This is a genomic window from uncultured Microbacterium sp., from assembly GCF_937927635.1.
Taxonomy (GTDB): domain Bacteria; phylum Actinomycetota; class Actinomycetes; order Actinomycetales; family Microbacteriaceae; genus Microbacterium.
In genome coordinates this window covers 87,732-114,457 of sequence record NZ_CALBRW010000011.1, presented here as the reverse complement: position 1 = coordinate 114,457, position 26,726 = coordinate 87,732, and the positions used below count along the sequence as shown (strand labels likewise).

Genomic DNA, 26,726 nt, shown 5'->3' with positions numbered 1-26,726 from the left:
CACCCCCACACCCACCAAAAAAGCAGGACGCGAAGGGCAACTTCACAATCTTATCCGACAACCGGGGGCTGTTGACCAGCCAGGCCGGAGCCGGAACCTCTACCTTACACCAACGTTGCCGCCGGTGGAAGAGAAAGAGGGGCTGTTCACCGCTTGAGGGGAGCCAGGCCTTCCGGCCTTCCGCTCTACCCTGTGGGGCGAACAGGTAATAATTTACGTGGGTCCCCGAGATCGGGCAAATCAGGATCGCATCCCGGGCGTGTCGTGCGGTCAACTGAAGTCTTTCAGTGCTGGTCAGAAGCGATTTCCCTCACGACAGCCGCAGCACAGCGTACGATCGCCAGGATGGATGCCCTCCCCGATCGTCGGCTTTCGCCTCGCGAGTGCGCGCTGCTCGCAGCCGGGGTGTTCGGCCGCGACGCTGTCATCGAGTGGGCGGAGGAGTTGCTCGCAGGCAGGGCCGGCGACGTGGACCAGCGCTACCCGGACATCGCATGGCTGCGCGGCACACCCGGCTGGCCGGCGTACTGGGTGCGGGTCTGGGGAGCCCGGGCGCTGCTGCATCTCGGGGCGAATCGCCCGCAGATCGTCCTGGATGCGACGCGCGACGAGGCGTGGCGTGTGCGCGAGATGGCGCTGAAGGTGATCGCGGCGCATCGGCTGGATGATCCGGATGGTGCGGTCGACGCGCTGGTGGACGATCCGAATGAGCGCGTGCGGGTGCAGGCGTGGCGTGCGCTCGGACGGAGCGGCCCGTCATGAGCATCCCGGTTCCCCTTCCGGCGCACCTGCCTCTCGGCGCCCTTGCGTGGGACAGCGTGGTAACCGCGGGTCGTGCCATCGCCGGCGGCGGTTCGCCATCGCCTGATCCCCGCCTGATCGCCGCCGCATACCGAAGCGATCGGCACCTGCTGATCGACGGCGTGAAGCCCGAGGTGTGGGCGCCGCTGTCCGGGTTCTGGCACACCGCTGACGGCTGGGTGCGCACGCACGGCAACTATGCGCACCATGCCGCCGCCCTCCTCACTGGACTCGGCCTGCCAGCGGGCAGCACGCCGTACGAAGTCCGCGCCCGACTCAAGATCCTGACGGTGAGCGATGCGGTCAGCGCGATCACCGCGAGCGGCGGGCTCTGTGTGCCCGTGCGGCAGGCGGATCCTTCGAAGGACGACGAGCTGCGCCGGCATCCGATCGTCGATGTCGAGCGCGTCGGCGACAGCGCGCCGCGGCCGCTCCCCCACGCGAACGCTTCGCACCCGCTCGACAGCGTGCGGGTGCTTGATCTCACCCGCGTGATCGCGGGCCCTGTCGCCACACGCACTCTCGCTTTCGCCGGTGCGGACGTGCTGCGGATCGATCCTCCCCAGCGCCCCGAGTTCGCCTGGCAGCATCTGGACACCGGACATGGCAAGCGCACAGCGCTGCTCGACATCGCCGCCGAAGCCGCACAGTTCGAGCGGCTGCTCGACGCCGCCGATGTGATCGTGCTCGGTTATCGCCCCGACGGCATGAGTCGACTCGGCCTTTCGCCCCGGCAGCTGAGCGAACGTCATCCTCATCTGGTGACCGCACAGCTGACCGCCTGGCCAGGCCGGCATTCGCCCCGGGGTTTCGACAGCCTCGTGCAGGCGGAATCCGGCATCGCCTGGCTCGAGTCGCCTGATGGCGGCGAGACACCGGGCGCGCTTCCCGCGCAGGGACTGGACCATTCGGCGGGCTATCTGCTCGCCGCCGGGATCGCCGATGCGCTGCGGCGTCGAGAGAGCGAGGGCGGCGCGTGGAGTGTGCGCACGTCACTGCGGCGGATCGCCGCCGAGCTGCTCGGGATGCCCCGCGCAAGACGACATGGTGAGATCGGCGACCCGCCGTCGGATCCCCCGACGCAGACGTTCGAGGTGGGCGGTCAGACGATCACGACCGTCGTTCCGGCGGTGAGCTGGCCCGGCAGTCCTTCGCACTTCGCTCCGCCACGGGTCTGGGGCTGTGATCCGCCCAGCTGGTGACGCGCCTAACCGCATCGGCTCCCGGCGCCGGCTCACTGCGCGGCCGGACGAGAGCCTTCCGCGGCGCCGGTCCGCCGCGACAGCAGCACGATGACCGCACAGAACAGCACGGTGAACGCACCCCACAGCCCGGATGCCAGCGGCAGGGTGCGGTACGCCAGCTGCTGCAGGCTGAGCGACTCCCCCAGTGGGCCGAAGGCCGCGAGCCCGATGAACCAGCCGGCGATGAGGAAGGCCGGGAGCGTCAGGTACCACGCCCAGCGCACCCACGCCGGCTGCATCCGTGGACGACGCACGACACCTCGACGGCGCAGCCACCGCACGGCGTACCCGGCGAGGATCAGCAGGCCGATCACGCTCGAGCCGTGCTGCAGCCATTTGTAGCCGAGCAGCGGCCCCCACTGCTCCCACAGCGCGGGGATCGCCTCGACGCCCCAGCGGCCCTCGTGCGTGAACAGGTCCCACGCGATGTGCGTGAGAACGCCCAGCAGCAGCGACACGACCAGCAGCAGGACCGGGAACGAGCCGGCGCCCGGCCGATCGCGAGGTGCGAGCAGCTCGCGAGCCGCCTCGCCGCCGCTGCGCCGCCAGGCATCCGGCAGCCTCGCGGCGACGGCATCCGGCGTCAGCTGCACGAGCGCCGGGCGCAGCACGATCCGCCACAGCGCCAGCAGCACCAGCGCGATCAGCGCCGTCCACACGACATTGGCCGTCGAGTGCGTGAACGCGTACGACGGACCGATGCCGCGCAGGAACAGCGGCAGATCCGGTGTCATCGCGCCCACGGCGATGGCCGCAGGCACCAGCGGCGTGCGGACGAACGGCAGAGCGACGACCGCGTGGCTGGGCGTGAACGGCACGGCTCAGCCGATGAGCACGCCGGCGAGGGTCTTCTTGCCACGACGCAGCACCGAGACCCCGCCGGGCAGCGAGCCCTGCACGGCCGCGGTGTCATCCGACACCCGCTCCCCGTCCAGCATGACCCCGCCCTGCGAGATCGCGCGGCGAGCCTCGGAGACGCTCGAGACCAGCCCGGTCTGCACCAGAGCATCGGTCACCGGCGTGCCCGCGGCGACTGTCGCATGGGGCAGCTCCTCCAGTGCGGTGCGCAGCGTGGCCGCATCCAGCGCGGTCAGGTCGCCCTGGCCGAACAGCGCCTCGGATGCCGCGATGACGGCCGCGGTGGCCTCGGCACCGTGCACGGTCGTGCAGACCTCGAGGGCCAGGCGCTTCTGGGCCGCGCGCCGGAACGGCTCGGACTCCACCAGCGTCGCGTACTCCTCGATCTCGGCCCTGGTGAGGAACGTGAAGATCTTCAGGCGCTCGATGACGTCGGCATCCGCGGTTCCGAGCCAGAACTGGTACATCCGGTACGGGCTGCACATATCGGCATCCAGCCAGATCGCGTTGCCCTCGCTCTTGCCGAACTTGGTGCCGTCGCTGTTGGTGATCAGCGGGGTGCCGATGGCGTGCGCGGAGACGCCCTCCACCCGGTGGATGAGGTCGGTGCCGCTGGTGAGGTTGCCCCACTGGTCGGAGCCGCCGGTCTGCATCACGCAGCCGTACTGTCGGTACAGCTCGAGGAAGTCCATGCCCTGCAGGATCTGGTAGCTGAACTCGGTGTAGCTGATCCCGGCATCCGAATTCAGCCGCGCGCTGACGGCATCCTTCTTCAGCATGGTGCCCACACGGTAGTGCTTGCCGATCTCGCGCAGGAAGTCGATGGCGGAGAGCGGCGCGGTCCAGTCCAGGTTGTTGACCATGCGCGCGGCGTTCTCGCCCTCGAAGCTGAGGAAGCGCTCCACCTGCGCGCGCAGCTTGCCCACCCACTCCTCGACGGTCTCCCGGGTGTTCAGTGTGCGCTCGGCGGTCGGCCGCGGGTCGCCGATCAGCCCGGTGGAACCGCCGACCAGGCCGAGGGGCTTGTGGCCGGCCAGCTGGATGCGGCGCAGCAGCAGGAGCTGGACGAGGTTGCCCAGGTGCAGGCTGGGCGCCGTCGGGTCGAAGCCGCAGTAGTAGGTGATCGGGTCCCCGGCGAGAAGGGCGCGCAGCGCCTCCTGATCGGTGGACACGTGGACGAGTCCGCGCCACTGCAGCTCGTCCCACACGTTCTCGAACGTGGGATCGAGCGCCACGGGGGCGGTCGTCAGAGCGGTATTCGACACGCGCTCCAGGGTATCAGCGGGAATCGGCTCAGCTGCGCGCCGCCCACCACACCAGGAACGCCCCGGCCAGGGCGATCACCCAACTCACCAGGCTGCCGACCAGGAAGTACTCCGCGCGCGCCCCGGTCTCGCCGTCCTTGGAGATCTCCGGGAACCGGACGATGCCCTTCGCAGCCAGCATCGCCGCCAGCAGCGAGTACGCGGATGCCAGTGTCAGCGCGACCACGAGAAGACGCTCCAGCGGGCCGATGAGCCGCCCGCCCTGGAAGCCCGTCGCGGGAGGCTGCGGCTGACGGAGCCGTCCGCCGCGCAGCGATCCGCCGAGGTCGGCGGGACGCCAGGTGCCCTCGCGGTCGAGGGCGGCGCGCACCACGGCGTTGGCGGATTCCGTGACGAACAGCACGACGCCCAGCGCGAGGACGGCGACGTCGAACCCGATGCGGCCGACGGGCGAGGGCAGATGCCACATCTCGCCGATGATCCCGGGATGCGCCCGCGCCGGCATCAGCGCGGTGGTCGCGAAGACGACGCCGGCCAGCAGGACTGCGGGCCAGAACGAGGCCCGCGCCCTGGCGTCCAGCGGCATCGACCAGAGCCACCCGCAGCCGAGGACCACTGCGACGAGCGCGGGGATGAGTGCATCGGAGAAGCCGCCCGTCACGACCAGCACCGCGAGGATCAGGACGATCACGAGGATCCGCACCGCCCTGCGCGGCACGAAGCGTCGGACCAGATCGGATGCCCCGATGCCGGTCAGCGCGAGACCTGCGAGGATCATCGCGCTCCGCCCATCAGCATCGTCAGTCCGTCCAGCAGCGCGGTCGCGCCCGAGGCGTGCAGCGCCTTCGAGACCGCGGGCTGCGTGATGCCCTCCTGCTCGGCGAGCGCCCGCTGGGAGAGCCCGCTGAACCGGCCGTAGGCGAGCCTCCGCTCGCGCCCGCTCATGCGCGTGACGATCGCATCCCGGGCCAGCAGGTACATGTTGGATACGGCGATCTCGGCGTCCATCACCTCAGTCTGACCGGGGGCACCGACGATCCAGGTGCGGGAGCTCGGCACGGCGCGCTGCTGGCGCTCGTGCGCGATCTCGATCGCCTCGCGCGCCGCCCACCAGCCGGGGCCGTCGGAGAGGCTGCGATGCTCGGACTCGACGGGATGGATCTGCCCGATTCCCACGCCGAACCGGAACTCGATGCCGTCGGGCAGCGCCAGCTGCAGCAGCAGCAGCGAGGCCAGTGCGTCCTCGAGCGCGCGGTAGACGCCCTGCTGCTCATCCCCGACGGTGGGTCGCAGACCGCGCTCGGCCAGCGGATGCTCGCCGTCCACCCGCGCGATCGTCTCATCGAACAGCCGCTGGGCTTCAGACCGATCCGGAAGCCGACGCGAGCCGACGATGTCCGCGATCACTGCCACCACCATGCGATAACCGTATCACGAATTATCCGAGTAAATAACTCTATCGGTTATAAATCGAGAATATGCCCCTGCGGTGTCACAGCCCCAGCGCCCGGGCAGCGGCCTGCGTGCGCTCCACCAGCTCCGCGCGCTGCTCCCGCACGCGCACCGGTGCTGTCCCGCCGACACCCGAGCGCGACGCGACGGAGCCCTCGATGGAGAGCACCTCGCGCACCGCCGGCGTCAGGTGCTCAGAGACCGAGCTCAGCAGCTCGTCGTCGGCATCCTCCAGCCCGATCCCGCGCTCCTCGCAGGCACGCACCAGCGAACCCGAGATCTCGTGCGCATCACGGAACGGCACCCGCTGCTTCACCAGCCACTCGGCGACGTCCGTGGCCAGCGAGAAGCCCTGCGGTGCCAGCTCCGCCATCCGCGCGGTGTCGAAGCGCAGCGTGGCTATCATGCCCGCGAACGCGGGCAGCACGACCTCGAGGGTCTGGACCGAGTCGAAGACCGGCTCCTTGTCCTCCTGCAGGTCGCGGTTGTATGCCAGCGGCAGGCCTTTGAGCGTGGCCAGCAGTCCGGTGAGGTTGCCGATCAGGCGACCTGACTTGCCGCGCGTGAGCTCGGCGATGTCGGGGTTCTTCTTCTGCGGCATGATGCTGGAGCCCGTCGAGTACGCGTCGTCGAGGGTGACGTAGCCGAACTCGCGGGTGTTCCAGAGGATGATCTCCTCGGAAAGGCGCGACAGGTCGATGCCGGTCATCGCGGCGATGAAGGCGAACTCCGCCACCACGTCACGGGCCGCCGTGCCGTCGAGAGAGTTCTCCGAGGGGCGGTCCAGCCCCAGTTCGCGGGCCACCAGCGCCGGGTCGAGTCCGAGCGTGGAGCCCGCCAGTGCTCCCCCGCCGTAGGGCGAGACGCCTGCGCGGCGGCGCCAGTCGACCAGCCGCTCCAGCTCGCGCACCAGCGGCCAGGCGTGCGCCTGCAGGTGGTGGGCGAGCAGCACGGGCTGGGCATGCTGCATGTGCGTGCGGCCCGGCAGGATGGCCTCCTGATGCGCCTCGGCCTGCGCGACCAGCGCGTCGATGACGCGCACCAGCTCGCGGGCGATGACCCTGGCGTGGTCGATGAGGTACATCCGCACCAGGGTCGCGATCTGGTCGTTGCGGCTGCGGCCCGCGCGCAGGCGTCCGCCGACATCCGCCCCGACCTCGGCGATGAGCGCCTTCTCCAGCGCGCCGTGCACATCCTCGTCGCCCGGGTCGGGCAGCAGGGTGCCGTCGGCGATCCGGGATGCCAGCGCATCGAGTCCCGCGTGCATGATGCGGGCCTGCTCGGCATCCAGGTAGCCGGCGGCCTCGAGCGCCTTCGCATGCGCGTGCGAGCCCGCCAGGTCGTAGGGGGCGAGGATCCAGTCGAACTGCGTGGAGCGGCTCAGTTCCGCCAGCTCCGGCGAGGGCCCTCCAGCGAAGCGGGCGCCCCAGAGCGCACCCTCATTGGTGCCGTGCTTCTCGGTCACGCAGCCTTCTCCTGCTTGCCCAGCAGCCAGACCAGCAGCGCCTTCTGCGCGTGCAGCCGGTTCTCGGCCTCGTCCCAGACCACGCTCTGCGGGCCGTCGATGACCTCGGAGTCCACCTCGTAGCCGCGATCGGCGGGCAGGCAGTGGATGAAGATGGCCTCGGGGTCGGCGAGCGCCATGATCTCGGTGGTGACCTTGTAGCCGCCCAGGTGGCGCAGCCGCTCGATCTTCTCCTCCTCCTTGCCCATCGAGACCCAGGTGTCGGTGACGATGACGTCGGCGCCCAGCGCCGCCTCACGGGGGTCGGTGAGCAGGGTGACCGAACCGCCGGTCTCCGCCGCGCGCTTCTCGGCGTCGGCGACCACGTCGCGCCGCGGCGAGTACTCGTCGGGTGCGGCGACGCGCACGTGCATGCCCGCCGTGACACCGGCCAGCAGGTAGGAGTGCGCCATGTTGCTGCGGCCGTCGCCGAAGAACGTCAGCGTCAGGCCCGCCAGCGTCCCCTTGTGCTCGCGGATCGTGAGCAGGTCGGCCAGCAGCTGGCACGGGTGGAAGTCGTCGGAGAGCGCGTTGATGACCGGCACGCGCGTGCCGCGGGCCATCTCCTCGAGCCCCGCCTGCGCGTAGGTGCGCCACACGATGGCGGCCACCTGGCGCTCCAGCACGCGAGCCGTGTCGGCGGGCGTCTCCTTGCCGCCGAGCTGGCTGTTGGCGGTGGAGATGATCAGCGGTGATCCACCCAGGTCGGAGATGCCGACATGGAAGGAGACCCGGGTCCGGGTGGAGGACTTGTCGAAGATGACGGCGACGGACTGGGGGCCGGCGAGGGTCTTGTCCGCCCAGCGGTCCTTCTTCAGCTCCACCGCGAGGTCGAGGATCTCGTTCTGCTCGGCGGGGGTCAGGTCGTCATCGCGAAGCAGGTGGCGGGTCATGCGGGGGTCTCCATGGTCTCGGGTGCGGATGCTGCGACGGCGTCGAGCGCCGCCGCGAACAGGGTGAGGAACTCCGCCACCTCGGCATCGCCGATCGTGTAGGCGGGGGCGATGCGGATGACGTCGTCGGTCGGGGCGTTGATGATCAGACCGCGTTCGTGGGCGGCCGCCCTCACCTCTGCGGCGACGGGCTCGGTCAGGAGGATGCCGATCAGCAGCCCCTCCCCGCGAGTGCCCGCCACCAGCGGCAGGCCCTCCACGCCCTCGCGCAGCTGCCCGCCGCGGGCGTTGACGTTGGCCAGCAGATCGTTCTCCTCGATGTAGCCGAGGGTGGCGTTGGCCGCTGCGGATGCCAGCGGGTTGCCGCCGAACGTCGAATTGTGGGTGCCCGGGTAGAACAGGTCGCTGGCTGCTCCGAACGTGATGAGCGCGCCGAGCGGGAAGCCCGCGCCGATGCTCTTGGCGAGCGTGACGGCATCCGGCGTGATCCCGAACCGCTGGAACGCGAACCAGATGCCGGTGCGTCCTGAGCCGGTCTGCACCTCGTCGAGGATCAGCAGCGCGTCGTGCTGCGCTGTCAGCTCCCTGGCACGGGCAAGGAACCCCTTGGGCAGCTCGACGACGCCGGCCTCGCCCTGGATGGGCTCGACGATCATGGCCGCCACTCCCCCGGCGGCGAATGCCGCCTCCAGGCCCTCGAGAGTGCGCGGCACGGTGATCACGTCGGGCACAGCGGGCAGGAACGGGTCGCGGTACTTGGCCTTGGGCGTCAGCGACAGCGTGCCCATGGTGCGGCCGTGGAACGCGCCCTCGACCACCAGGATCTTCGTGCGGCCCGTCGGGTTTCCGTGCAGACGGGCGAGCTTGATGGCCATCTCGTTGGCCTCGGTGCCGGAGTTGGCCAGGAACACCCGACCCGACTCCCCCGTGCCCGCCAGGCGCTTGAGCCGCGACGCCAGCTCGAGCTGGCCGGGGCTGGCGAAGTAGTTCGAGACGTGCGTGAGGGTCGCGGCCTGCTTCGAGACCGCCTCCACGAACACCGGATGCGCGTGCCCGAGGCAGTTCACGGCGATGCCGCCGAGGAAGTCCAGGTAGCGCTTCTCATCGGCATCCCACACCCACGACCCCTCGCCGTGCGTGAGCAGCGCGAGGCGCCCGCCCAGGCTCATCAGATCGCGTGCTGCGTCGTCGTTCCAGTCCGTCATTGTGCGACCACTTCCGTGCCGATTCCCTTGCTGGTGAACAGTTCGACGAGCACCGAGTGCGGCACCCGTCCGTCGATGATGGCGGCGGCGTCCACGCCGCCCTGGACGGCATCCAGGCAGGCGCGCATCTTCGGGATCATCCCCGACTCCAGCGACGGCAGCATCTGCGTGAGCGCGTGGGCGGTGAGGTGCGAGACCAGGGAGTCGCGGTTAGGCCAGTCGGCGTACAGGCCGGGGACGTCGGTGAGGATGACCAGCTTGCGCGCATTCAGCGCGACGGCCAGGGCTGATGCCGCGGCGTCCGCGTTGACGTTCAGCGACTGACCGGGGTGATCCAGATCGGGCGCGATGGAGGAGACCACGGGGATGCGGCCGGCCGCCAGGTGATCCAGCACGGGGGTGGGATCCACCTGCACGACGTCGCCGACGCGCCCCAGGTCCACCTCCTCGCCGTCGATGACGACGCCCCGGCGACGTCCGCCGAAGAGCCCGGCGTCCTCGCCGGACAGGCCCGTCGCGATGGGGCCGTGCGAGTTGATCCGTCCGACCAGCTGCGGGTTGACCTGACCGGTGAGCACCATCCGCACGACGCTGATGGCCTCGGTGTTGGTGACCCGGTAGCCGCCCTTGAACTCGCTGGGGATGTCGAGCCTGTCGAGCATGGTGGAGATCTGCGGGCCGCCGCCGTGCACGACCACGGGCTGCACGCCCACGTAGCGCAGGTAGGCGATGTCCTGCGCGAACGCGTTCTGCAGCTCATCCGAGACCATGGCGTTGCCGCCGAACTTGACCACGACGATCTGGTCGCGGAACCTCTTCAGCCACGGCAGCGACTCGATGAGGGTGGCCGCCTTGTAGGCGGCCTCCTCGGGTGCGGTCTCCTGAAGATCCGTCATGAGGCGTACGCGCTGTTCTCGTGCACGTAGTCGTGCGTGAGGTCGTTGGTGAGGATGGTCGCGGTGGCGTCGCCGACCTTCAGGTCGATGAGCAGGTGCGTGGCGCGCGGGGTGAGGTCGACCTCTTCCCGCGGACGGTCGGGTCCGCCGGCGGTGCACACCCGCACGCCGTTCATGAGCACGTCCACGTCGTAGGGGTCGAACTGCGCACTGGTGGTGCCGATGGCGGCCAGCACCCGCCCCCAGTTCGGGTCGTTGCCGAAGATGGCGGCCTTGAACAGGTTGTTGCGGGCCACCGAGCGACCCACCTCCACGGCCTCCGCCTCGGTGGCGGCGTGCGCGACCTCGATGGTGATGTCGTGGCTGGCGCCCTCGGCATCCCCCTGCAGCTTCTTGGCCAGTTCTCCGCACAGGCCCTTGAGCGCGGCGGTGAAGGCGTCCAGATCCGGGCGGATGCCGCTCGCGCCGCTGACCAGCAGGGAGACCTGGTCGTTGGTGGACATGCAGCCGTCGGAGTCGAGCCGGTCGAAGCTCACGTTCGTGGCGGCGCGCAGCGCGGCATCCGCCTCCGCGGCGTCGAGATCGGCATCCGTCGTGATGACGACCAGCATGGTGGCGAGGCCCGGCGCGAGCATGCCCGCGCCCTTGGCCATGGCGCCGATGGTCCAGCCGTCCTGGCTGACCACGGCGGTCTTCGAGACCGTGTCCGTGGTCATGATGGCCTCGGCTGCGATCTGGCCGCCGTCGGCGCTGAGGCTCGCGATGCCCTTCTCGACGCCGTCCAGCACCTTGCCGCGGAAGACCTCATCCCCGCTGCCGATCAGGCCGGTGGAGCACACCAGGATGTCGGCGGCGCTGACGCCCAGCAGCTCGGCGGCCCTCTCGGCGGTCTGGTGCGTGGTCTGGAACCCGAACGAGCCGGTGAAGCAGTTGGCCCCGCCGGAGTTGAGCACGATGGCCTCGACCGTGTGGTCGGCGATGACCTGCTGCGACCACATGATGGGGTTGGCCTTGGCCCGGTTGCTGGTGAACACCGCCGCGCCGACCTTGCGGGGACCGCGGTTGACGACCACCGCCACGTCGGGCTTCCCGGTGGTCTTGAGTCCTACCGCGACTCCTGCTGCTTCGAATCCCTGGGGCGCGGTGACGGTCACGGCGCGACTCCGTTCACTGTGAGGGCGCGGTCCTCGGGGAGGTCCAGCGCGAGGTTCATGGACTGCACGGCGGCGCCGGCGGTCCCCTTGACGAGATTGTCGACCGCGGTCACCACGATCACGCGGTTCGCCGCGCGATCGATGGCCAGGCCCATCAGGGCCGTGTTGGCGCCCAGCACGTCGGCCGTGCGGGGGAAGCGTCCTTCGGGCAGCAGCTGCACGAAGGTCTCCCCGGAGTAGGCGGACTCCCAGGCGTCGCGGATCTGCGCGTCGGTGGCGCCTGCGGCGATGGGGGCCGAGGAGGTGGCGAGGATGCCGCGCGACATCGGCACGATGACGGGCGTGAACGAGACGCGGATGCCGTCGAGGCCTGTGCCCGCGGCCGCGGCGAGCGCCTGCCGGATCTCGGGGATGTGCCGATGCGTGCCGCCCACCGCGTAGGGGTTGGCGGTGCCCAGCAGCTCGCTGCCCAGCAGGTGCGGCTTCAGGCTCTTGCCCGCTCCCGAGGGCCCGACGGCCAGCACGCTGACGATGTCGGACGGGTTGATGACGCCGGCGGCCACGCCCGGTGCCAGGCTGAGACTCACGGTGGAGGCGTTGCAGCCGGGGGCCGCGATGCGGGTCGCGCCGCGCAGGTTCTCGCGCTGCTTGACGCCGTTCACGATGAGCTCGGGCACGCCGTAGGTCCACGGCTCGTGGAAGTCGCCGCCGTAGAAGGCGTCCCAGGATTCCTCAGACGTGAGGCGATGGTCGGCGCCGGCGTCGATGACCAGCGGCACGCCGCCCAGCGCGTCGGTGTACTGCCCGGACTGGCCGTGCGGCAGCGCGAGGAAGACGATGTCATGCCCGGCGAGGGTCTCGGGGGTGGTGTCCTGCAGGGTCAGGTGCGCGAGCGAGCGCAGGTGCGGCTGGTGGTCGACCAGCGGCTGTCCCGCGTTGGAGTGCGCGGTGACGGTGCGGATCTCGATGTCGGGATGCGCCGCGAGGAGCCGCAGGATCTCGCCTCCCGCATAGCCTGATGCGCCGGAGACGGCGACGGAGTACGTCATGGTTCTACCTTAACGGTCGAGGTGCTCCCGGCCCCATGTGAGTCATGGGTCCCTGAGCCTGAGAAGGACCGGGGCGGCGACTCCCACTCCGGCCTCGAACCAGGGACGGAACGGGCTGCGCGGGGTCGCCTAGAGTCGGCGGCCGTCGCGGCGTCGGCGCACGGAAGCGCTCAGAGTGAGCGGGAGAGATGCGGCCGAGGACATGACGCGACAGTAGCGCCCTGCCGCCGGCATCCGCAAATCCGACCCGTCACATGAGCGGCGTGCTCAGGCCAGCCGCGCGAGCAGTTCGAGTTCGTCCGCGCGGCGCAGGCCCGCGCCGCGCTCCCGGTCCAGGCCGCGGGCGCGCTCGTCGTCGAGCACCGCGCGGACGGTCGCGTCCAACGGCGTGAACGAGCCACCGGATGCCCGGTACGCGTCGTTCTCGCGGCGCATGAAGCCCGGCATGTCGTCGGGCACCCACAGCGGCAGCGACCGCTCCCCCATCCAGTACTGCACGCCCTGCTGCACGAGCCAGTCGTCGTCCACCTCGACGATCTCGCCGGTGTGCCCCGCAGCCGCGCGGACCGCGGCGATGACGTCGGCGAACGCCCGCACGTCGCCGGTGGCGTTGACCGTGCCGTGCCGCAGCTCGGCGGTGACGTACGCCGCGAGGTCGTCGACGTCGATGATCTGCACGAAGCGCCCCTCGGCGATGGGTGTCAGCACCGGCTCGGAGCCCGCCCGTGCGAACGCCGCAGCCCAGTAGCCGAACCTGTCGCTGGGGTCGCCGGCGCCGACGATGAGGCCCGGACGAACGATGAACGCCTGCTCCCCCAGCATCCGCACGGCCTGCTCAGCGGCGACCTTCTGTGCGGCGTACTCGTACTCGTCGCCGTCCTGCGCGGGCTCGTGCAGAGGTGCGGACTCGTCCTGCGCGAGCGTCGTCTCATCGGCGTAGACCGACACCGACGAGACGAACGTGAAGTGGTCCGTGCGCTCGCCGAGCGCGGCGACGGCCCCACGCACCTGCTTCGCGTGTCGGGAGACATCCACCACCTCATCCCAGTGCTGCGCGCGCAACTGCTCGTAGACGTCGGGATCATCGCGGTCTCCCCGCAGCAGCACGGTGCCGTCCGGCGACGGCCTGCCACCGCGGGCCAGGCACGTGACGCGCGCACCGGCATCCCGCCAGTGCAGCGCGATCCGCTCCGAGAGCCATCCTGTTCCGCCCAGCACCAGCACGTCCGTCATGTCGACCATGACAACAGGTCACGACGCGGATCGGAAGGGCTTCCGCTCTCAGCTGATCAGATGACTGCGTTCACCACGGCATCGGCCGCTCGGTGTCGCGGGTGCCGTCGTCGGGATTGTGCGGCAGCGGCTCGCCGCCGGCGCGGATGCACAGCCAGCGCAGCTCGCCGTCGCCGTCGGGGTGCGCGCGCCAGGTGCGCCACACGCCCTGCCCGACCCGCACGACGGTGCCGGCGTGCACGTCGACCACCTCGTCGTCGAGCCCCATCTGCCCGTGCCCCTCGAGGAACACGTACAGCTCCTCCATGCGAGAGTGCGTGTGCCAGTAGCCGGCCTCCTCGCCGGGCTTCAGGGCGTTGGCCGTCATGCCGATGTACTGCATGCTCAGCTCGTGGTCGACCACGCGCCGACCATCCCGGGAGGTCGCCGGCGCGAACCCGCCGTAGAAGTCCCGCCATTGATCCAGCGCCCCGACCTGCGTCACCTGATAGTCGCTCATGATCCCGAGCGTACGCACGCACCCCAGCTGCCGAAACCCCTCCGCAGCGTCGAGACCCCTCCGCAGCCGCGTCGCCCATGAGGGGTCTCGGCGGCCGGGAGGGGTCTCGGCGGAGAGGTCAGTCGCGGATGTGCGCGCTGTAGCGCTCGGCAGCCACGGCCACGCCGGCAAGTTTCGCGTCGGTCGCCTCTGCGGCGGTGAGCGTGCGGTCGGATGCCCGGAAGCGCAGCGCGAAGCTGAGGCTCTTCAGCCCGGCATCCAGACCCTCGCCGCGGTAGTCGTCGACGAGCGTCGCGGACTCCAGCAGGTCGCCCGCGCCGTCGATGAGTGCGGCGCGCACGTCGGCAGCGGGCACCTCGACGGCCACGACCAGCGAGACGTCCTGCGTGGCGGCGGGGAAGGTCGACAGCGAGGCCACCGTCACACGCTCGCCCGCGAGGGTCAGCACGCGGTCCAGATCCAGCTCCAGCACGACGGCGCGGCCCGGCAGATCGGCATCCGCCGACACCTGCGGGTGCAGCTCGCCGACGTACCCGATCTCCTCGCCGGCCACGGTCAGCGAGCCCGCCCGTCCCGGGTGCAGCGCCGCGCGCTGCGTCTGCGTCACCTCGATGTCCACGCCCGCCGCGACCGCGATCACGCGCACGGCGTCCAGGGCGTCGCCCAGGCCGGCGTTCACCGCGGCATGCCCGGGCTGGCGGGGCGTGATGTGCCCGGTCAGCAGGGCCGCGATGTGCCGCGCCTGCGGCGGGATCGACGCATTCAGCTGTGCGAGCACCTCGTCGCTCGGGCGCTGCGCCAGCGGCGGAACGAAATCGGTGCCGTAGGTCACGCCCTCCTCGGGCAGGAACACGACGCCGGTCTCGAAGATCGAGAGGTCCACCAGACCGCGGGCGATGTTGCGGTGCGCGGTCTGCAGCAGTCCAGGCAGCAGCGAGCGCCGCAGGTACGGCACCTGACCGTCGAGTGCGTTGGCCAGGCGGATGCTGGGCACGTGCTCACCGGACGCGGAGCCGTGCAGGTCGTTCTGCTCCTCGCTCGTGAACGGGAAGGCGATGGTCTCCACCAGACCCGCGGCAGCCAGGGCGTCGGCCACGCGCTTGCGGCCCTGCTGCAGCGGCGTGTAGCCGCGGCCGGACGGCGGGGTCGGCAGCACCGACGGGATGCGGTCCAGCCCGTGGATGCGGGCGACCTCCTCGGTGAGCGTCCACTTGTCGGTGAGGTCGGGTCGCCAGCTCGGCGGGATGACGAACCATCCGGCATCCGTCGCCGTGACCTCCGCGCCGATCATCTGCAGCGCGCCGGTGACCTCGTGGTCGGTGTAGTCGACGCCGATCACGCCCTGCGTGAAGCCACGAGGCAGATCGATGCCGGCGATCTCCACCTCGGAGAACAGCGCGCCGCCCTCGTCGGTGAGCTCGCCGCCGGCCAGCTCCACCATCAGGTCTGCCACGCGACGGGCCGCCACGAACGGGATCAGCGGGTCGACGCCGCGCTCGAAGCGCTTGGACGCCTCGCTGGGCAGCTTGTGCCGGCGGGCCGAGCGCGCGATGGTCACCGGGTCGAATGTCGCCGCCTCGATCAGCACGTTGCGCGTGGTGGACGACATCTCGGTGGTACCGCCGCCCATCACCCCTGCCAGGCCGATGGGGCCGGACTCGTCGGTGATCAGCAGATCCTCGCTGTGCAGTGCGCGGTCCTGGCCGTCGAGCGTGGTCATGTGCTCGCCCTCGGCGGCACGGCGCACGGTGATGCCGCCCTGCAGCTTGTCGAGATCGTAGCCGTGCACGGGGTTGCCGAGCTCGAGCATCACGTAGTTGGTGATGTCGATCAGCACGCCCAGCGAGCGCATCCCGGCCAGCACCAGCCGCGCGATCATCCACGGCGGGGTCGGGCGCGACGGGTCGACGTTCCGCACCACGCGCGCGACGAACTCGCGGGCGCCCACGTTGCCGCGGATCGGACTGCGGTCGTCGACCGTGACCGAGAACCCAGTGCCCGGCTGCAGCTCGGCGAAATCGCGCTCGGCGGGGTCGTGGAAGACGCCGCCGGTGGCGTGCGAGTACTCGCGGGCGGCGCCGCGCAGCGAGAACGCGTAACCGCGGTCGGGCGTGACGTTGATGTCGACGGCGAAGTCGTTCAGGTGCAGCAGCTCGATGGCATCCGATCCCACCTCGGGATCCAGCCCCAGCGTCGACAGCACGATGATGCCGTCGTGCTCGTCGCCCAGGCCCAGCTCGCGCGCCGAGGCGATCATGCCGTCGGAGACGTGGCCGTAGGTCTTGCGCGCGGCGATCGGGAACGGCCCGGGCAGCACGGCTCCGGGCAGAGTCACGACGACCTTGTCACCGACTGCGAAGTTGTGCGCGCCGCAGACGATGCCGCGGATGCCGCCGTTCGCCTCGCCGACGTCCACCTGGCACCAGTTGATGGTCTTGCCGTTCTTCTGCGGCTCGGGGACGAACTCGAGCACCCGCCCGACGACGACCGGTCCCGAGATCTCGAAGCGGTGGACGTCCTCCTCCTCGAAGCCGACCGACACGAACGACGCCAGCACATCCTCCGGCGTGACGTCCTCTGCGACCTCGACGTACTCGCGAAGCCAGGAGATCGGAACGCGCATCACACCACCATCCCGAACTGCTCGCTGAATCGGATATCGCCCTCGGCCATGTCGCGCATGTCCTTGACGTCGCTGCGGAACATCAGGGCGCGCTCGACGCCCATGCCGAACGCGAAGCCGCTGTACACCTCGGGGTCGATCCCCGCCGCGCGCAGCACGTTGGGGTTGACCATGCCGCATCCGCCCCACTCGATCCAGCGCGCACCGCCCTTGAAGGTGGGGTGCCACAGGTCGAGCTCCGCGGAGGGCTCGGTGAACGGGAAGTAGTTGGTGCGGAACCGGGTCTTCGCCTCGGGACCGAACATCTGCCGGGCGACGTGGTCCAGCGTGCCCTTCAGGTGCGCCATAGTGATGCCCTTGTCGACGACCAGCCCCTCGAACTGGGTGAACACCGGCAGGTGCGTGGCGTCGAACTCGTCGGTGCGGTAAACCCGGCCCGGGCACAGCACGTAGATGGGCACCTCGCGGTCGAGCATGGAGCGCACCTGCACGGGGCTGGTGTGCGTGCGCATGACGAGATGGCGCGAGGAGGGCGCGACGTAGAACGTGTCCTGCTCCTGGCGGGCCGGGTGATCCTCATCGAAGTTCAGGGCGTCGAAGTTGAACCACTCGTGCTCAAGCTCGGGACCCTCCGCGATCTCCCAGCCCATGCCCACGAAGATGTCGCTGATCTGCTCCTGCATGACGGAAAGCGGATGCCGTGCCCCGACGCGCGTGCGCGAGGCGAAGGCCGTGATGTCCACGCGCTCGGCCTCGAGCCGCGCGGCGGTCTCGGCCTCGGCCAGCTCGGCCTCCTTGGCGGCGAGCGCCTGCGTGACGCGGCCGCGACCCTGCCCGATGAGCTTGCCGAAAGCGGCCTTGTGCTCGGGGGCGACCTGTCGCATCGACGCGTTCAGCACGGCGAGGGGCGAGCCCTCCGCGACGTGCGCGGCGCGCGCGGCCTTCAGCTCGGCGGTGTCGGATGCCGCGCCGATCGCTTCCAGTGCGGCGGCGACGGCGGATTCCACCGCCTCTGGCGTGATCTGGGGGGTTTCGGGAGTGTCGGACACGAGTACAGAGTCTACCGGCGCGGGAGGAGGGCCCCCGCGCTGGTGAACTCCGGGAAGACGGGCGTCAGACGACCAGGCCCAGCAGCAGGACGCCGACGAGCCCCACCACCGAGACCGCGCACTCCATGAGGCTCCAGGTCTTGAAGGTCTGCCCGACGGTCAGGCCGAAGTACTCCTTCACCAGCCAGAAGCCGGCATCGTTCACGTGCGAGAGGAACACGGAGCCGGCGCCGACGGCCAGCACCATCAGCGCGACATGCGTGCTCGACAGGTCGCCGACCAGCGGCGCCATGATGCCCGCGGCGGTGATGGTGGCCACCGTCGCGGAGCCCGTGGCCAGGCGGATGACGACCGCCACCAGCCAGCCGGCCAGCAGCAGTGGCATCCCGGATCCGGCGATGCCGTTGCCGATCACCGCTCCGACACCGGAGTCGACCAGCGTCTGCTTGAAACCGCCGCCGGCGCCCACGATCAGCAGGATGGAGGCGATCGGGCCGAACGCGTCGCCGGTGATCTGGGAGACCTCCTTCATGCTGCGTCCGAGTGCGGTGCCCAGCACGACCATCGCGTACAGCGAGGTGATCAGCAGGGCCTGCAGCGGAGTGCCGATGAACACCAGGATCTGGCCGATCACGGTGTCGCCGATCTTCAGCGTGTCGACGACCGTCATCAGCAGCATGAGCACGACCGGCAGCAGCACGACCGACAGTGCGACGCCGAACGCCGGGCGCTTGCCGTCCTTGTTCTCGCCGCTGGAGACGATCAGAGTGTCTGGCGCCATCACCGGCACCCAGCGGGCCATCGACTTCGCCAGCACCGGACCGGCGATGATGACGGTCGGGATCGCGACCAGAAGGCCCAGGCCGAGCGTGATGCCGAGGTCCGCCTTCAGCGCGTCGATCGCGATCAGCGGGCCGGGGTGCGGCGGCACGAGACCGTGCAGCGCGGACAGGCCCGCCAGCGCCGGGATGCCGATGAGGATGACGGGGAGCTTGGCGCGCTTGGCCACGAGCATGACGATCGGGATCAGCAGCACGACGCCGACCTCGAAGAACAGCGGGATGCCGACGATGAACGCGGCCAGGGCCATGGCCCACGCGAGCTTGGCCGCCGGGGTCTTGGACAGGATCGTGTCGACGATCTCATCGGCTCCGCCGGATTCCGTGAGGAACCTGCCGATCACGGCGCCGAGCACGATCAGGACGCCCACACCGCCGACCGTGGATCCCAGGCCCGCCGAGAACGAGGTGAAGGCCTTGGCGAAGCCCATGTCGGCGGTGACCGCCATGACCGCCGCGCCGAGCATCAGGGCGAAGAACGGGTGCATCTTCACCCAGACGATCAGCACGATGATGAGGGCGATGGAGATGACGGCGGCGATGATCAACTGTGCTGTCCCGGCCGCCGGTGTCACCGGATCAGCGGCGAGCACCCCGTTCAGAAGCGGTGCCGTGTGTGAGAGCAGATGCATTCTCGGACTCCTTCAATGGCGTCGGGGGCGGGGGTCGTCCCGGAGCCAAGCAGACACGTTACTCCCCGGTAGGATCGGCGACGAGGACGACTCAGACCAGAGGTGCGCGCATGACAGACCAGCAGATCCCGACCACCGAGAGCATCCCGCTGGCATCCGCACCCACCCCCTACGTCCTGGCCATCGACATCGGCTCGGGGTCCACCCGCGGCTGCCTGTACGACGCGTACGCGCGACCCGTCAAGAAGCACATGGTCAAGGTCGATCACGCCTTCACCGAGGCCGCCGACGGCACGGCCGAGGTGGATGCCGATCAGATCGTGCGCGAGGTCGGCGAGGTCATCGACGGGGCGCTGAAGGGCGTGGAGCCCGGACTGGTCAAGGCCGTCGTGATGGACACATTCGCCTCGTCGCTGGTGTGCGTGGACGATGCGGGGGACGCGCTCACGCCGTGTTTCACCTACGCGGACTCCCGCTCGGCGCCGCAGCTGGCGAGACTGCGGGAGCAGTTGGACGAGGATGCCGTCCACCAGCGCATCGGCGCGCGACTGCACACCAGCTACCACCCGCCGCGGCTGCTGTGGCTGCGGGACGAGTTCCCCGAGATCTTCGAGAAGACGGCGCAGTTCCTCTCGCTGGGCGAGTACGCGTATGCCAAGCTCGCCGGCATCTCGGGCGCGGCGACCTCCACCATGGCGTGGGCCGGCATCCTGAACCGTCGCACCTGCGAGCTCGACGAGGAGCTGCTGGCCGCCGTCGGCGTGGACCGCAGCCGGTTCGCGCCGATCATCGACCCGTCCGAGCCCCTCACCGACGTCTCTCCCGACCTCGCCCGGCGCTGGCCGGCGCTGGCCGGCGCGGCCTGGTTCCCCGCGGTGCCCGACGGGTACGCCTCCAACCTCGGTGTCGGCGCGGACACTCCCACGACGTCCGCCATGTCGGCGGCCACCTCCGGCGCCATCCGCGTGATCATGGACGACACCCCCGAAGAGCTGCCGTCCGGCCTGTGGGCGTATCGCGTGTCGCGCACGCAGTCGATCGTGGGCGGCGCGCTGAACGACGTGGGCCGGGTGACGCTGTGGCTGCAGAGCACCCTGGCGCCGCTGAGCTACGAGCAGATCGACGAACTGCTGCGCGCGGCGCCTGTCGAGGGCACACCGCTGATGCTGCCGTTCCTCACCGGCGAGCGCGCCACGGGCTGGGCGGGAGACGCGCGAGCCGTCGCCTCCGGGGTCTCCTCGTCCACGGGCCCGCGCGAGCTGTGGCGCGGCGCCGTGGAGGGCATCGCGGTCTCGTACGCGAGAGTCTTCGAGCAGCTGCGGGAGGTGAACCCGGACATCCAGCACGTGGTCGCCTCGGGAGGCGTGACCAGCGCCTACCCCGCATTCATGGACGTCGTCGCCCAGGCGCTGGGCTTCCCCGTGCAGGTGGTGAACGTCAAGCGCGTCACCATGCGGGGGGCCGCGGCCCTGGCACTGCAGGTGCTGCGCCCCGAGCATCCGCTGGCCACCGTTCCGCAGACCGGGCTGACCCAGCCGGATGCCGCGCAGCGGCCGTACTACGACGATCTGCGCCGCAGGTTCGAGGGCCTGTACGACGCGGTGATCGTGCACTGATCCCACGCGGACGGCAGAGGGCGGGCATCCGATGGATGCCCGCCCTCGCTCCCCCTCCGGAGGTTCCGGTCAGAGACTCGGCGCGTTGCCCTGGTCGAACTTCCCCGCACCCCGTTGGGCGGCGATCACCTCCGTGACCGTGGAGCCCTCGTGGATGCGCGGGTCTCCTCCATCCACCGGCGTGTAGCCGGACAGCTTCGGCGAGCGCCTGGTGCGGATCTCCAGCCACTTTGCGACGCCCGACAGGATCAGGCACATCGCGATGTAGATGGCGCCGATGACCATGGCCGACTGCAGGATGGGACGGCTCGGGTGGGCGGTGAGCTGCTTGGCGTAGTACAGCAGCTCGGGATAGGTGATGATGAAGCCCAGCGCGGTGTCCTTGAGCGTGACCACCAGCTGCGCGACGATGACCGGCAGCATGGCGCGCACGGCCTGCGGCAGCAGGATGAGCACCATGACGCCGCTCTTGCGCAGGCCGATCGCGTAGCCGGCCTCCTTCTGCCCCTTCGGCAGCGCCTCGATGCCGGCGCGCAGCGCCTCGGCCAGGACCGAGCCGTTGTAGACCATCAGGCCGATGACCACGGCCCAGTACGGCTCCATCTTCACGCCCAGGTCGGGCAGGCCGTAGTACAGCAGCATCATCATGACCAGCACCGGCACGGCGCGGAACAGCTCGGTGATGACAGCGACGGGCTTGCGCACCCAGGCGTGGTCGGAGAGCCTGCCGATGGCCAGCACGAAGCCGAGGACCAGGCTCAGCACGGCGGCCAGCGCGAACGCGCTGACGGTCTTGCCGAGTGCCTTGGTGATGCCGAGCCACACGTTGGTGAAGGTGAAGACGTACCAGCGGTCGGTGTCGAACTGTCCGGTCGCGGCGAACCGGAAGACGACGAAGCCGATCACGGCCAGCACCGCGACGACGGTGACGACCGCCAGGATGCGGTTGCGGACGATCGCCCGGGGACCGGGGACGTCGTAGAGCACGGAAGTCATCGCGCGATCCTCCACTTCTTCTCCATGTGCTGCTGAGCCCAGCTCAGCAGCATGACGAGGGCGACGAACACCACGGCGACCCACAGCAGCACCTCCATGGAGCTGCCGGGGCGGTCGTGCGAGTCGTAGATGGTCGAGCGCAGGGCCGCGAGCTCGGCGACCGAGAAGCCGGCGGCGACCGTGGTGTTCTTCAGCAGTGCTATGAAGACGCTCATCATGGGCGGCACCACCGAGCGGAACGCCTGCGGCAGCACCACCAGCGTCATGACCTGGCCGAACGGCAGCCCGATGGCGCGTGCCGCCTCGGCCTGTCCGACCGGTACGGTGTTGATGCCGGCGCGCAGCACCTCCGCGACGTAGGTCGCGGTGTAGATGCCGATGGCGATGATGCCCAGCACCGTGTTCGACAGCTGCGGCAGCCCGAGCTGCGGGTAGCCGAACACGAAGAAGAAGAAGATCAGCGTCAGCGGGGTGTTGCGCACGAGGTTGACGTACACCGTGCCGACCCCGCGGGCGATGGGCACCGGCGAGACGCGCATCGCGCCGACGATCGTCCCGAGGACCAGGGCGATCACGCCGCCCACGGCGAACACCAGCAGGGTGTTGCTGATGGCCTGCCCCCACAGGTCGAGGTTGCCGAAGATGACGTCCATGCCATCCTCCCTTCGTGTCGACGGGCGGCCCCGCTGCCGTGGGGCCGCCCGTCAGTGATGGACGAGCTGCGGTCAGTCGACCTTGGGCTGCTCGACCTTGATGCCCGACTTGCCGAGGTTCTTGTCGAAGATCTTCTGCCAGATGTCGTGGCCGTCGGTGAACAGCTTGTTGATGTGGTCCTTCAGGACGGTGTCGCCCTTGGTCAGGCCCACGCCGTAGCGCTCCTCGGTGAACAGCCCGCCGACGATCTTGAGCTTGTCGGGGTGCTGCGCGGCGTAGCCGATCAGGATGGCCTGGTCGGTGGTCACCGCGTCGACCGAGCCGTTGAGCAGGTCCTCGACGCAGCCGGAGTAGATGTCGTACTCCTTGGTCTTGATCTCGGGGTAGTTGGCCTTGATGTTCTGGATCGGCGTGGATCCGGTGGCCGAGCAGACGGTCTTGCCGTTGAAGGCCGAGAGGTCCTTCACGTCGTCGATGCCGCTGTCCTTGCGGACCAGCAGACCCTGGCCGGTGACGAAGTAGGGGCCGGCGAAGTCGACGTCGGCCTTGCGCTTGTCGGTGATCGAGTAGGTGCCGACGTAGTAGTCCACGTCGCCGTTCTTGATGGCCTGCTCGCGGTTCGCCGAGGCGATCGGCTTGTAGGTGATCTGCTTCTCGTCGAAGCCGAGGGATGCCGCGATCCAGCGTGCGATGTCGACGTCGAAGCCGCTGCGCTCACCCGTGGTCGGGTCGAGGTAGCCGAGGCCCGGCTGGTCCTCCTTGACGCCGACGGTGACGCCGCCCGCCTTGGTCATCTTCTCGAACGTGGGGCTGCCGTCGAGCTTGACGTCCTTCGCGACGGTCCAGATCGCGCCGCTGTTGCTCGCGCCGTCTCCTTCGCCGCTGCCGCCGGGTGCCGACGGGCTGCCGCTGTTGCAGCCGGTGAGGGCCATCAGCGCCGCGGCGACGATGCCGATTCCTGCGAGTGCCTTGGTGCGTCGCATGGTGTTCTCCTTCGTGTGCTGTGGGTGCGCGGGATCTCCGCGCGGGAAGGTCAGTGGGTGAGGAGCTTGGACAGGAAGTCCTTGGCGCGCGAGCTCTTCGGGTTCGTGAAGAACTCCTCGGGCGTCGCCTCCTCGACGATCTGCCCGTCGGCCATGAAGACCACGCGGTTCGCGGCCTTGCGGGCGAAGCCCATCTCATGGGTGACGACGATCATGGTCATGCCGTCCTTCGCCAGCCCGATCATCACGTCGAGGACCTCGTTGATCATCTCGGGGTCCAGGGCGCTGGTGGGCTCGTCGAAGAGCATCACCTTGGGGTGCATGGCCAGCGCCCGGGCGATGGCCACGCGCTGCTGCTGGCCGCCGGAGAGCTGGGCGGGGAGCTTGGATGCCTGCTGGGCGACGCCCACTCGCTCCAGGAGCTGCATCGCCTCCTTCTCGGCATCCGCCTTCTTCACGCCGCGCACCCGGATGGGGCCCAACGTGACGTTCTCGAGGATGGTCAGGTGCGCGAAGAGGTTGAACGACTGGAACACCATGCCGACCTCGGCCCGCAGGTTCGCCAGCCCCTTGCCCTCGGCGGGCAGCGGCTTGCCGTCGATGCGGATGGAGCCGGAGGTGATGGTCTCCAGGCGGTTGATCGTGCGGCACAGCGTGGACTTGCCGGAGCCGGACGGTCCGATCACGACGACGACCTCACCCTTGTCGACGGTGAGGTTGATGTCCTTCAGGGCGTGGAACTCGCCGTAGTGCTTCTGGACGTTCTCGACGACGACCAGCGATTCGGCTGTGCTCATGGTGCCTCCTGTGGGACCTTCGGGTCGAGGGGAGCGCACACGGGTTCAGTGGCTCCCCATCGAATCCGCTGACCCGTTCACACTAGGCGCGCGGACTCCCGCGAACCAGTTCCTTGAGTGTTTCTTGAGCGTGCCAGGAGGTCACTGCCGCGAGTCGCGGTAGTACTCGGCAGCCCCCGGATGCAGCGGGATCGGGTCGGTGAAGATCGCCAGCCTCCGATCCAGCAGCGCGGCCGCCGGGATGCTCCTGGCGACCTCCGGACGGGTGTCGAACAGCTCAGCCAGCACGTCGCGCACCAGGGAGTCCGGCACGTCCGCCGAGGTCACCAGGTAATTGGGCACGGTCATCGCCACGGTCGGCTCGACGCTGCCGTAGGCGCCGACGGGGAACTCCGCCGAGCGGTAGACGCCGGCATGCGCGGCATCCGCCCGCTCCACCACATCGGCGCCGATGGACAGCAGCCGGATCGGCAGTCTCGACGCCAGTTTCTGGATGCCGGGCGTCGGCAGGCCGCCGACCCAGAAGAACGCGTCGATGCGACGGTCGGTGAGGGCGGCGATCGCGGCATCCAGTCCCAGCGCCGCATCGTGCACAGCGCCCACCGCGACATCCGACGCCGCCAGTACCCGCCGCGCGACCACGCTCACGCCCGAGCCCGCACCGCCCAGCGACACCGTGTGCCCGCTGAGCTCGGAGATGCTGCGGATGCCGGAGTCCGCCCGCACCACGACGTGCACATACTCGTCGTACAGCCGCGCCGCGGCGCGGATCGGCAGCGGCGTCTCGAAGTCGCCGGTGCCCGCCACCGCATCCGCGACGGCATCGCTCTGCGCGAAGCCCAGCTGCGCCTTCCCCTCGCCGATCAGCCGCAGGTTGTCGACGGAGCCGTTGGTCTGCACGACTTCCGCGTCGACGTGCAGGTCGCGTCGCAGCGCGGACGCCAGGTGCGCGCCGTAGTCGTAGTAGACGCCGGTCACCCCTCCCCCGGCGATCCGCAGCGGATGCTGCGCCCAGGCGGGCTGCTCCGGTGCGCAGCCGGCCAGACCCGCCAGCAGCGCCACGGCGACGACCGCGGCCAGCATCCGCCCGGCCCACCGCACGCTCATCGCTCCCCCGCTGCGGGCAGGAGGAAGCTCACGCGCAGTCCGCCGCCGTCCGGCGAATCCACCTCGAGGCGCCCGCCCACCGATCGCAGCAGGTCCATTGCGATGGCCAGGCCCAGCCCCGATCCGGGGACGTTCTGGTTGCGGGCGCTGCGCCAGAACCTGTCGGCGGCCTGCTCCAGCTCCTCGGGCTCCAGCCCCGGTCCGTGATCGCGCACGGCGATGCGGCATCCGTCGTCGGTCCGCTCCACGGACAGCTCGATCCCCGCCTCATCGGGCGAGAACTTCACGGCGTTGTCGATCACAGCATCCAGCGCGCTCTCCACCACCGCCTCGTCCACGCGAGCCAGCGCGTGCGCTATGCCCGCCGTGCGCAGCGCGATGCTGCGGCGGGCGGCGACCTCGCGCCAGGCCTGCGCGCGGCGCTCGATGAGCGGGCGCAGATCGACGTCCTCGAAGTCGGACTCGTGCACGGCGCCGCGGGCGAAGCCCAGCAGCGTGTCGAGGATGCGCGTCATCCGCTGCCCCTCCTCGCGGATCTTCTCCACGTCGGCGGCACCGGCCTCGCCGAGATCGGCCGCCAGCACCTCCACGCGCAGCAGCAGGGCGTTCAGCGGGTTGCGCAGCTCGTGCGAGGCGTTCAGCGCGAACTCCTGCTGCCGGGCGACGACGCGCTCGATCTCGTCGGCCATCCTGTTGAACATCAGGATCATCCGGTGCAGCTCGGCGGGGCCGGTGTCATCGGCGATGCGGGCGTCCATGTCGCCGCGCTCCATGGCCTCCATGGCGTGATCCAGACGCCGCACGGGACGCAGCACCCAGCCGGCCAGTCGGAACACGATGAACAGGCCCGCCGCGATCACCACGGCCGCGACCGCGACGATCAGCAGCCACTGCCGGCTGATCTCGGCCCGCGGAACCTCCACACTGGCCGACATCACCACCGCGCCGATCACATCGCCGCCGTCGAAGACCGGCTCCACCAGCGACAGGTCGCTGAACTGCCACGGCAGCACGTTCTGCGGCAGCTCGCCGCGACGACCGGACAGCGCCAGCTTGATCTGCGCATCCACCTCGGGGCGCGACAGCTGCGGGGCGGCGACGTCGGGCGTCCACTGGTGCCCCGCGCGATCGACGATCACGACGCGGGTGCCGTAGAGCTCGCGGTAGCGCTGCGCCTCGCCATCGAACACCTCGGTGCTGCCGGAGAGCAGCGCCTGCCTGGCGGTCGTGGTGAAGTAGCTCAGATCGCCCAGCTGCTCGGCGTAGAACTCCTGCTGCACGCTGCGCGCGGTCGACCACGCGTACGCGCCGCCCAGCACGGTCAGCACCAGCACCAGCGGCACGAGGAAGACGATGATCAGCCTGCGGCGCACGGCG

General features: G+C 70.0%; 24 protein-coding genes. 3 read left to right on the top strand and 21 right to left on the bottom strand.

The features are described 5' to 3' along the window. The first annotated feature begins 345 nt into the window (after positions 1-345). Together Q0568_RS03240 and Q0568_RS03235 are read left to right on the top strand one after the other, a co-directional pair. Positions 346-762 carry a hypothetical protein gene (locus tag Q0568_RS03240; protein WP_298862151.1) on the top strand — a complete coding sequence of 139 codons (417 nt, stop codon included), beginning with the start codon at positions 346-348 and terminating at the stop codon, positions 760-762. 173 nt (positions 763-935) lie between these two features. Continuing rightward, positions 936-2,003, top strand: coding sequence for a CoA transferase (locus tag Q0568_RS03235; RefSeq protein ID WP_298862149.1), 1,068 nt, complete (start codon positions 936-938; stop codon positions 2,001-2,003). Between the two features lie 32 nt (positions 2,004-2,035). Here the strand turns inward: Q0568_RS03235 and Q0568_RS03230 are convergent, their stop codons facing one another. The 15 genes from Q0568_RS03230 to Q0568_RS03160 form a co-directional block, all read right to left on the bottom strand. Beyond that, positions 2,036-2,863, bottom strand: coding sequence for a DUF4184 family protein (locus tag Q0568_RS03230; RefSeq protein WP_298862147.1), 828 nt, complete (start codon positions 2,861-2,863; stop codon positions 2,036-2,038). Between the two features lie 3 nt (positions 2,864-2,866). After that, a complete protein-coding gene (tyrS, locus tag Q0568_RS03225; RefSeq protein ID WP_298862144.1) occupies positions 2,867-4,168 on the bottom strand; it encodes a tyrosine--tRNA ligase in 1,302 nt (433 codons plus the stop codon). A gap of 28 nt (positions 4,169-4,196) precedes the next feature. Then, positions 4,197-4,946 (bottom strand): hypothetical protein, encoded by a 750-nt coding sequence (locus Q0568_RS03220; protein ID WP_298862143.1) that lies wholly within the window; start codon positions 4,944-4,946, stop codon positions 4,197-4,199. Next, positions 4,943-5,587, bottom strand: coding sequence for a SatD family protein (locus Q0568_RS03215; protein ID WP_298862142.1), 645 nt, complete (start codon positions 5,585-5,587; stop codon positions 4,943-4,945). Before Q0568_RS03215 ends, Q0568_RS03220 begins: the two co-directional genes overlap by 4 nt. A gap of 73 nt (positions 5,588-5,660) precedes the next feature. Beyond that, a complete protein-coding gene (argH, locus tag Q0568_RS03210) occupies positions 5,661-7,085 on the bottom strand; it encodes an argininosuccinate lyase (protein ID WP_298862140.1) in 1,425 nt (474 codons plus the stop codon). Further along, positions 7,082-8,017 (bottom strand): ornithine carbamoyltransferase, encoded by a 936-nt coding sequence (gene argF / locus Q0568_RS03205; protein WP_298862138.1) that lies wholly within the window; start codon positions 8,015-8,017, stop codon positions 7,082-7,084. The genes argH and argF overlap by 4 nt, the downstream gene beginning before the upstream one ends. Further along, entirely contained in the window at positions 8,014-9,222 is a 1,209-nt protein-coding gene (locus Q0568_RS03200; RefSeq protein ID WP_298862136.1) for an acetylornithine transaminase, read from the bottom strand. The genes argF and Q0568_RS03200 overlap by 4 nt, the downstream gene beginning before the upstream one ends. Continuing rightward, complete coding sequence (gene argB, locus Q0568_RS03195; protein WP_298862134.1) at positions 9,219-10,118, bottom strand: acetylglutamate kinase; 900 nt, start codon at positions 10,116-10,118, stop codon at positions 9,219-9,221. The genes Q0568_RS03200 and argB overlap by 4 nt, the downstream gene beginning before the upstream one ends. Beyond that, positions 10,115-11,272, bottom strand: coding sequence for a bifunctional glutamate N-acetyltransferase/amino-acid acetyltransferase ArgJ (gene argJ, locus Q0568_RS03190; RefSeq protein WP_298862132.1), 1,158 nt, complete (start codon positions 11,270-11,272; stop codon positions 10,115-10,117). The genes argB and argJ overlap by 4 nt, the downstream gene beginning before the upstream one ends. Further along, positions 11,269-12,321: an N-acetyl-gamma-glutamyl-phosphate reductase gene (gene argC, locus Q0568_RS03185; protein ID WP_298862130.1), complete on the bottom strand. Its 1,053-nt coding sequence runs from the start codon at positions 12,319-12,321 to the stop codon at positions 11,269-11,271. Before argC ends, argJ begins: the two co-directional genes overlap by 4 nt. Positions 12,322-12,588: 267 nt before the next feature. Next, positions 12,589-13,563: an NAD-dependent epimerase/dehydratase family protein gene (locus Q0568_RS03180; protein ID WP_366941328.1), complete on the bottom strand. Its 975-nt coding sequence runs from the start codon at positions 13,561-13,563 to the stop codon at positions 12,589-12,591. Positions 13,564-13,624: 61 nt separating this feature from the next. Further along, positions 13,625-14,053, bottom strand: coding sequence for a cupin domain-containing protein (locus Q0568_RS03175; RefSeq protein WP_298862127.1), 429 nt, complete (start codon positions 14,051-14,053; stop codon positions 13,625-13,627). Positions 14,054-14,171: 118 nt separating this feature from the next. After that, positions 14,172-16,676, bottom strand: a complete 2,505-nt coding sequence (gene pheT, locus Q0568_RS03170) for a phenylalanine--tRNA ligase subunit beta (RefSeq protein ID WP_298862123.1) — start codon at positions 16,674-16,676, stop codon at positions 14,172-14,174. Beyond that, positions 16,676-17,725 (bottom strand): phenylalanine--tRNA ligase subunit alpha, encoded by a 1,050-nt coding sequence (pheS, locus tag Q0568_RS03165; protein WP_298862121.1) that lies wholly within the window; start codon positions 17,723-17,725, stop codon positions 16,676-16,678. The genes pheT and pheS overlap by 1 nt, the downstream gene beginning before the upstream one ends. Before the next feature lie 64 nt (positions 17,726-17,789). Then, the gene (locus Q0568_RS03160) at positions 17,790-19,196 is read right to left on the bottom strand and encodes a gluconate:H+ symporter (RefSeq protein ID WP_298862118.1); all 1,407 of its coding nucleotides are present in this window, start codon (positions 19,194-19,196) and stop codon (positions 17,790-17,792) included. Positions 19,197-19,306: 110 nt separating this feature from the next. Here Q0568_RS03160 and Q0568_RS03155 point away from each other — a divergent pair, with 110 nt between their 5' ends. Then, positions 19,307-20,812, top strand: coding sequence for a gluconokinase (locus tag Q0568_RS03155; RefSeq protein WP_298862116.1), 1,506 nt, complete (start codon positions 19,307-19,309; stop codon positions 20,810-20,812). A 69-nt stretch (positions 20,813-20,881) separates the two neighbouring features. Here Q0568_RS03155 and Q0568_RS03150 read toward each other — a convergent pair whose 3' ends face one another. The 6 genes from Q0568_RS03150 to Q0568_RS03125 form a co-directional block, all read right to left on the bottom strand. Beyond that, entirely contained in the window at positions 20,882-21,808 is a 927-nt protein-coding gene (locus Q0568_RS03150) for an amino acid ABC transporter permease (protein ID WP_298862113.1), read from the bottom strand. Beyond that, a complete protein-coding gene (locus Q0568_RS03145) occupies positions 21,805-22,461 on the bottom strand; it encodes an amino acid ABC transporter permease (protein ID WP_298862110.1) in 657 nt (218 codons plus the stop codon). The genes Q0568_RS03150 and Q0568_RS03145 overlap by 4 nt, the downstream gene beginning before the upstream one ends. Positions 22,462-22,533: 72 nt before the next feature. Continuing rightward, positions 22,534-23,445, bottom strand: coding sequence for a glutamate ABC transporter substrate-binding protein (locus Q0568_RS03140; protein ID WP_298862107.1), 912 nt, complete (start codon positions 23,443-23,445; stop codon positions 22,534-22,536). A gap of 50 nt (positions 23,446-23,495) precedes the next feature. Further along, the gene (locus Q0568_RS03135) at positions 23,496-24,224 is read right to left on the bottom strand and encodes an amino acid ABC transporter ATP-binding protein (protein ID WP_298862157.1); all 729 of its coding nucleotides are present in this window, start codon (positions 24,222-24,224) and stop codon (positions 23,496-23,498) included. A 159-nt stretch (positions 24,225-24,383) separates the two neighbouring features. Beyond that, complete coding sequence (locus Q0568_RS03130) at positions 24,384-25,349, bottom strand: TAXI family TRAP transporter solute-binding subunit (protein WP_298862104.1); 966 nt, start codon at positions 25,347-25,349, stop codon at positions 24,384-24,386. After that, positions 25,346-26,722 carry a HAMP domain-containing sensor histidine kinase gene (locus Q0568_RS03125; protein WP_298862101.1) on the bottom strand — a complete coding sequence of 459 codons (1,377 nt, stop codon included), beginning with the start codon at positions 26,720-26,722 and terminating at the stop codon, positions 25,346-25,348. Before Q0568_RS03125 ends, Q0568_RS03130 begins: the two co-directional genes overlap by 4 nt. Between the last annotated feature and the right edge of the window lie 4 nt (positions 26,723-26,726).

Bases quoted from the DNA above. Each gene is read 5' to 3' on its own strand.
- Q0568_RS03240 (WP_298862151.1), top strand. From the start codon at position 346: ATGGATGCCCTCCCCGATCGTCGGCTTTCGCCTCGCGAGTGCGCGCTG.
- Q0568_RS03220 (WP_298862143.1), bottom strand. From the start codon at position 4,946: ATGATCCTCGCAGGTCTCGCGCTGACCGGCATCGGGGCATCCGATCTG.
- Q0568_RS03215 (WP_298862142.1), bottom strand. From the start codon at position 5,587: ATGGTGGTGGCAGTGATCGCGGACATCGTCGGCTCGCGTCGGCTTCCG.
- argF (WP_298862138.1), bottom strand. From the start codon at position 8,017: ATGACCCGCCACCTGCTTCGCGATGACGACCTGACCCCCGCCGAGCAG.
- Q0568_RS03200 (WP_298862136.1), bottom strand. From the start codon at position 9,222: ATGACGGACTGGAACGACGACGCAGCACGCGATCTGATGAGCCTGGGC.
- argB (WP_298862134.1), bottom strand. From the start codon at position 10,118: ATGACGGATCTTCAGGAGACCGCACCCGAGGAGGCCGCCTACAAGGCG.
- argC (WP_298862130.1), bottom strand. From the start codon at position 12,321: ATGACGTACTCCGTCGCCGTCTCCGGCGCATCAGGCTATGCGGGAGGC.
- Q0568_RS03180 (WP_366941328.1), bottom strand. From the start codon at position 13,563: ATGGTCGACATGACGGACGTGCTGGTGCTGGGCGGAACAGGATGGCTC.
- Q0568_RS03175 (WP_298862127.1), bottom strand. From the start codon at position 14,053: ATGAGCGACTATCAGGTGACGCAGGTCGGGGCGCTGGATCAATGGCGG.
- pheT (WP_298862123.1), bottom strand. From the start codon at position 16,676: ATGCGCGTTCCGATCTCCTGGCTTCGCGAGTACGTCGAGGTCGCAGAG.
- Q0568_RS03160 (WP_298862118.1), bottom strand. From the start codon at position 19,196: ATGCATCTGCTCTCACACACGGCACCGCTTCTGAACGGGGTGCTCGCC.
- Q0568_RS03155 (WP_298862116.1), top strand. From the start codon at position 19,307: ATGACAGACCAGCAGATCCCGACCACCGAGAGCATCCCGCTGGCATCC.
- Q0568_RS03150 (WP_298862113.1), bottom strand. From the start codon at position 21,808: ATGACTTCCGTGCTCTACGACGTCCCCGGTCCCCGGGCGATCGTCCGC.
- Q0568_RS03145 (WP_298862110.1), bottom strand. From the start codon at position 22,461: ATGGACGTCATCTTCGGCAACCTCGACCTGTGGGGGCAGGCCATCAGC.
- Q0568_RS03140 (WP_298862107.1), bottom strand. From the start codon at position 23,445: ATGCGACGCACCAAGGCACTCGCAGGAATCGGCATCGTCGCCGCGGCG.
- Q0568_RS03130 (WP_298862104.1), bottom strand. From the start codon at position 25,349: ATGAGCGTGCGGTGGGCCGGGCGGATGCTGGCCGCGGTCGTCGCCGTG.